This window comes from Fischerella sp. (assembly GCF_013388695.1).
In the GTDB taxonomy this organism is placed as follows: Bacteria; Cyanobacteriota; Cyanobacteriia; order Cyanobacteriales; family Nostocaceae; genus PCC9605.
Genome location: NZ_JACAEU010000079.1, coordinates 23050 through 29049, shown reverse-complemented (window position 1 = coordinate 29049; position 6000 = coordinate 23050). Strand labels below are relative to the sequence as shown.

Sequence of the window (6000 nt, the reverse complement as noted above, 5' to 3'; positions counted from 1 at the left end):
GTGTAGCAACGCGGAACGTAGACGCGACAGCGGCTTCTCGCAGAGTAGCATCTATCGAGATTCTTCGCTCCACAAAGTTCCGCTCAGAATGACAATTCATACCTTAATTCAGCAACGCCACAATAAACTATTGACTAATGACAGTGGTTGAGCGATTGTTTCTCTCACTTTTAAAAGAGCAAGCTTACCTACCGCCATTTTGTTAATTTTTTGTGAGAGCATAATCAATGCATCGTAACAAAAAGCACGTATGACTAATCTAACAGCTTCACAATCACTTAGCGAGGAGCGCAAAACGCCTTCAGATGTACAGGTGCTATTTGAAGCGCGAAAGCCAATTGTAGATCCAACTTTGGGTATTCCTGTCAATGTCAAAAAAGTAGGAACTCCCCAGCATCGCTTGGTAACTATTGGCGATTCAATTACACATGGTTTTCAAAGTGGGGCTATTTTTAATACGCGGCTATCTTATCCTGCGATTATTGCCAGGGAAATGGGTTGGAATCAGTTGCGTTATCCCACGTATGATTCACCAGGAGATGGATTGCCGTTAAACTTAGAAAGCTTGGCTCGTAATCTCCAGCAGCAGTTTGGCGACAACATCAATTTTTCGGAATTTGTTTCAGCCGTGCTGTTTTTACGCAAATACCTAGATGCAATTGAAGATTACTGGGAACGTGGTGAAGGTTCGCTATTGCCAATTCAACGCGAGATCAACCACAACTTATCAGTCTATGGTTGGGATTTGCGGAATACCTTATCGCGCAATGCAGATATCTGCATAGAAGTAATCAGAAATTCTTCGTCTCGGGATGATTTTTTCCAGCAGATTGTCGATAATCATAACGATCGCGCTGCCATTCGGGTTTTGAACTCAGCTAGAGATACGAATGCTAAAGCACTCACACCGTTGCAAGCAGCCGCAGTTCTCGGTGCAGAAGGAACAGAAGAAACCGAAGGAATTGAAACTCTGATTGTCTTTATTGGTGCGAATAATGCTCTGGGCAGTATTCTCACATTTAATGTGGTATGGAGTGATACTGGCTATGATGATATGACAGTGAACGATAAATATACTGTCTGGCGTCCTATTCACTTCAAAGCTGAGCTAGATCTGGTAGTTGCCGAAGTTAGGAGAATTCGCGCCCGGCATGTGATTATTGGCACAGTGCCTCACGTTACCATCGTACCTTTTGCCCGTGGAGTTGATCGTAAAGTCACACAGGGTTCGCGGTACTTCCCTTACTACACTTTGCCTTGGATTGAAGATGAGGATTTTGACCCAGATAAACACCCACACCTCACCGAAGACGAGGCAAGAGCAATTGATAGTGCTATTGACCAGTACAACGAGTATATTACTGATGCGGTACGGCAAGCGAGAACAGAAGGTAGAGATTGGTATTTACTAGAAACCTGTGGATTACTGGATAGGCTTGCATCCCGGCGCTATCTGGAAGACCCCACTGCTAGACCTTCTTGGTGGGAGGAAGTTGGTGGTGAGTATGAATTGCCACCAGAGTTGAAAGCACTATCACCTGTACCCAACTCTCGCTTTTTCATCTCCGGGCCAAACGGTCGTACTCAAGGCGGTTTATTCTCTATGGATGGGATTCATCCTACTACGATTGGTTACGGCATTCTAACTCAGGAAATTATCAAGATTATGCAATTGGCAGGTATAAAATTTTATGAAAACGACGGTCAAACCGAGCGTACAGGAGACATTAAAGTTGATTTTCGGCGATTAATTGCTGAGGATACGTTGATTTCCCAGCCACCACGAAACCTCGCCAATATTCTAGATATAATTGGTGAACTGGATAAAAGATTTAATATTGCGGGTTTGTTGTTGAGAAGGAATTACTAGGAAAGTAGGTAAGGGTTATGGAAGATAGCTTCTTGTACTTTGAGTTGTGAGATTTTTTTACGGAGACTGTATTAAAATCTTTCTAAGCTTTTAACACTTGCTCTGCTGTCAGCGCCAATTCTGGGAAAGTCTGCGAGACAATGCGATCGCTACCACGATAAGGTTTATACTGGTAGACTCCATTTTTATCCAGCAAGTAAATAAAGATTGTTGGGACTTTCGGATTACCTAAATAACTACGACTAGCAACTGCTAAATAATCTACAATCCAATATTCAGGAATACCCAGCCGCTGATACTCATCCAGCTTATCAATGTAGTCATCTTCCCAATTCGTAGACACAACCTCTACAGCTAGTTGGAGGGGTTCCAGCAGCGCCGAATAAGCAGCAAGGTTTGAATCCCAAAGAGTCTTGTCTACCACACTCACATCAGGATGACGACCTTGTTCTTTACCATCTGAGGTGAGTGTCCTAACCATAATTCTGCCTGAAACTCTGTAGTCTAGCTTGAGACGTTTTACCTCGTCTTTGAATGAGTCTGAAATATACTCAGCTATGTTATCGTGTTGTCTTGTTGGTAATATCCTCACAATTTCTCCGTTAACAAGCTCATAGCGACCTTCTTCATCAAGGTCTTGCTCTAGGAATTGCTCAAAAGTTAATAGTTGCTTGGGTGTGGTTGTAGTCATGGTTAGTTAGTATTAAAATCTATGGTGTTGCTGAATAATGGGATGAATGAGGCTGACGCACCAGACGCGGTGACGCGGTGATTATGAGTCATGCAAATTCCAAAATCATCCCGCAATTATGCAACGCCAAATATATATATTATTGTGGAGATTATCTTTTAATATCTTGAGAAATACTTAATACCTGTATCTCGCCTTGATTATCCAATTCACGATCGCATTCAGCATTTCCAAGGTGCGATACTGCGATCGCTATTTAGGAGCGATCGCTTAAACCGTCTGCGAGATATAGAATTCAAAACCCCGCCCGGACAAGCGCTTTCTATGCCGGAACTATTCGACACCCTGCAAAAAAACATTTGGACAGAAGTTTTAGACACTAGAGAAGCAAAGCCAATTTCTAGCATCCGTCGTTCATTGCAAAGGGAACATCTAAATATTTTACTGGAGATGGTATTGCGTACTACTGATGATGTACCTGAAGATAGTCGTACACTAGCCTGGTATGAATTGCGCCAACTACGCAAAGCCATTGATGTCAGTATCAGACACCAAGGTGAAAATCTTGATATTTACACATTAGCGCATTTGGAAGAGACGAGCGATCGCATTACCAAAGCATTAAACGCAGGATTGCTATCAAATTAAAGAGGGAACAGGGAACTCTTAACAGGGAACACCGTTCCCCTCTTCGATAAAGGAGCAAGGGTAAAGGAAGGAGGAATGGTTAACAAGCAACAACCAACAACCAACAAACAACAAACCTTAAGTTAGCACCTTAAAACCTTTATCTTTAGTGGAATAACTCAGATGTCCACCCAGGCCAGAGGCAATTATGGATGCACTTATCAAACTTCGCAAGAAAATTGCCAACGAAAGCATCCAGGAACGGCAGATTACCCAACAAACTCACCGCTACTACAGTATTTCCCACCAAATGAAGGTAGTATCTCCTGTCCACGATGGGCAATATCTGAAAAGTCCAGAAAGGCAAGCCCCATCTCCAGAACTTACTGAAGCAACAGGTTTGCCATTGCCTTTGAAACTGCCAGCAACCACAGCCAATCAAGATTAAAGTAGTTTCAACTGATGATTTGTATTACCTGATGATGTCTGATTAAGTTGATTGGTGTTTTCCTCTATAGGAGTGGATTCTAACCAATCTTCCTCATCTGCGGCTAGCAGTTGATGTGCAGCTTCTAACATTGATGCTGCGATATCTTTCAAATCTTCACGGTTGTTTAAGTATGTTTTTAGTGCTTCTATGGGGTCGATGCTGTTACTAGCGCTTAATTCAGGAACGCGAGGTCTAGCCAACTGACTCACCAATTCTGGTTGAATTGTGTAGGTATGAGCTGGAATTAATGCCTGATGCAGTGCAGCATTATCAATTAAGTCCAACTGTTCGGAACGAAGTTTATAAATTAATCTGACAACTGCATTTTCAATATTGTACTTGGCGATCGCTTTGATGATTGCCGCTTGCGGATCTTCTGCTTTCGATACATCCACCTCGATTGTGCGGAAACTCCGGGCTGGCAAAGGATAAAATTCCCACTTAGCGCAAAAGCGTTCCAACTCAACCATCACATAGCCTTTTTCTTCCTTTTCTTCACTAAAGTCCACCCGTTCAATACTCCCTGGGTACACCACCGGCGGATCGTTTGATTTATTTAAGTTCTGGTGGCGGTGGACGTGCCCTAAAGCTACATAGTCAAAACAAGATCGCGTCAGCATGGAAAGGGGGATTGTAAAGCCTTTACCTACTGCCAAAAAACGCTCAGCTCCTAAACTGGCATTATCAGCCATCAAGTGACCCAAAAGAATAGTTGGTACATTCGGATCGAGGCGGCGAATTTCTGCTTCCAAAACAACTTGCAGACGTTCAGTTAAAAGTTGATGTACTTCGCTTAGAGATAAACCTTGACTTTCTTGGCGAGTCATCAACGTGGAACGAGTCAGCCAAGGTAAGGTAATGATTTGCACTGGGCCATGGCGAGTTTGGATGCGGTGAGTCTTTAATGTATCACCTACTACAACACCCGGCACGCCTAAAGTGCGGTAAATACATAGACTTGCTCCTCCCTGCCCTTGCGAATGTTGGTCATGGTTGCCCACCAACAATACCGTCGGAATTTGAGCATCCACAAGACGGCGAAATTGACTGGCAAAAGCTTCTTGAACATAGGGCGGCGGTGTAGCATCAGGAAAGGCATCACCGCCAAAGACGACAAGATCCACAGGCTCTGTCAATGCTTTGTCAATACAGCAAGACAGAGTCTTGACAAAATCTTCCAAGCGTGTATTTAGTCCTGTTTCAGGGTTGATGCGTCCGTGGGAGAAACCGCTTCCCATGTGGATATCTGAAAGATGGAGGATCTTAATCATAATTTGTCCTTGGTCATTGGTCATTGGTCATTTGTCCTTTGTTTAATACTCTAATGACAAAAGACTAATGACAGATGACTAATAACTAAATATGAATTCCACACTCAGTTTTACCACTACCCCGCCAGCGTCCAGCGCGTTCGTCTTCTCCTTCGGCTACTGGGGTAGTAATGGGTTCATCGCCAATACTGGGATAACCTTTGTCGTGGAGGGGGTTGTAAATCATCCCATTCTCAGAGACATAAGTCCAGGTTTGTTTGCGTGTCCAATTGGCTAGGGGATTGATTTTGATCCGACCGTTGCCATCAATTTCAAATATAGGCATATTCGCGCGAGTCACGGCTTGATCGCGACGGCGTCCGGTGATCCAAGCAATGGTGTTTAGTTCCGCAAGACCCCGTTGTAAAGGTTCAATTTTAGTTATTTTATGGAATTTGGCAATATCTTTATCCCAAAGGGCTTCGCCGTATTTAGCAGCAAACGCTTCACGGGTATTTACATTGGGAGTTTTGTAAACTTTCAAATCTAGGTTGTAAATTTCTTTGGCTTTTTCTACCAATTCCAAAGTTTCGCGGAAGTGGTATAGTGTGTCGAGAAAGATCACAGGTACTGGGTGCTTAAGTTCACGGTAAAGAATATCCGTGATTAAAATGTCATCAACGTTAAAGGCACTAGTTTGCACCAATCCTGTAGGAATATTTTCTACAGACCATGCCAGTATTTCTCTTGGATGAGCATTTTCATACTTCTGATTTAGTTGCTCCAAGTCAAAATTGGCATTTTGATTTGTAAATACAGTGGAAGTAGTCATAATTATTTTCTAGTCGAACAGTCCTTTAGAATAACGTTAATTTTACACTACAAAGACACCTAATTTGGTCGGGTATTAGGTATTTGATCGGATGTTTAGGAATATTTTAAATAGTCCGCCTACGTGGGCTTGCAGCTAAATGTTAAAAAAGTTATTAAGCAAGGCTGATTCAATAAAAATTTAAACTTGAGGCAGTTAGTTGCATACTTTTGCTAAAAGTAACTTCAGTATTGACTTGCT

Annotated in this window: 4 protein-coding genes and 2 pseudogenes; 3 read left to right on the top strand and 3 right to left on the bottom strand. The window is 42.7% G+C overall.

Translation table 11 applies throughout. The annotated features are described in order from the left end of the window. Positions 1 to 250: 250 nt before the first annotated feature. The gene (locus tag HXY43_RS10710; protein ID WP_290883132.1) at positions 251 to 1870 is read left to right on the top strand and encodes a hypothetical protein; all 1620 of its coding nucleotides are present in this window, start codon (positions 251 to 253) and stop codon (positions 1868 to 1870) included. Between the two features lie 82 nt (positions 1871 to 1952). Here the strand turns inward: HXY43_RS10710 and HXY43_RS10705 are convergent, their stop codons facing one another. Next, a complete protein-coding gene (locus HXY43_RS10705) occupies positions 1953 to 2561 on the bottom strand; it encodes a Uma2 family endonuclease (RefSeq protein WP_290883131.1) in 609 nt (202 codons plus the stop codon). Positions 2562 to 2741: 180 nt separating this feature from the next. Between HXY43_RS10705 and HXY43_RS10700 the strand changes: the two are divergent. Next, a pseudogene (locus HXY43_RS10700) lies at positions 2742 to 3209 on the top strand (zinc-dependent metalloprotease); the annotation flags it as partial. 163 nt (positions 3210 to 3372) lie between these two features. Continuing rightward, positions 3373 to 3636, top strand: a pseudogene (locus HXY43_RS10695) (NADH-quinone oxidoreductase subunit B); the annotation flags it as partial. Here the strand turns inward: HXY43_RS10695 and sbcD are convergent. Both sbcD and cysH read right to left on the bottom strand, forming a co-directional pair. Next, the gene (gene sbcD, locus HXY43_RS10690; protein ID WP_290883139.1) at positions 3633 to 4949 is read right to left on the bottom strand and encodes an exonuclease SbcCD subunit D; all 1317 of its coding nucleotides are present in this window, start codon (positions 4947 to 4949) and stop codon (positions 3633 to 3635) included. The pseudogene HXY43_RS10695 and the gene sbcD sit on opposite strands and share 4 nt — an antisense overlap. Before the next feature lie 85 nt (positions 4950 to 5034). Then, entirely contained in the window at positions 5035 to 5760 is a 726-nt protein-coding gene (gene cysH, locus HXY43_RS10685) for a phosphoadenosine phosphosulfate reductase (RefSeq protein ID WP_290883129.1), read from the bottom strand. Positions 5761 to 6000 lie beyond the last annotated feature (240 nt).

What these genes read in the sequence shown, in the direction of transcription:
- HXY43_RS10710 (WP_290883132.1), top strand. Translation starts at nt 251, where the DNA reads ATGACTAATCTAACAGCTTCACAATCACTTAGCGAGGAGCGCAAAACG.
- HXY43_RS10705 (WP_290883131.1), bottom strand. Translation starts at nt 2,561, where the DNA reads ATGACTACAACCACACCCAAGCAACTATTAACTTTTGAGCAATTCCTA.
- sbcD (WP_290883139.1), bottom strand. Translation starts at nt 4,949, where the DNA reads ATGATTAAGATCCTCCATCTTTCAGATATCCACATGGGAAGCGGTTTC.
- cysH (WP_290883129.1), bottom strand. Translation starts at nt 5,760, where the DNA reads ATGACTACTTCCACTGTATTTACAAATCAAAATGCCAATTTTGACTTG.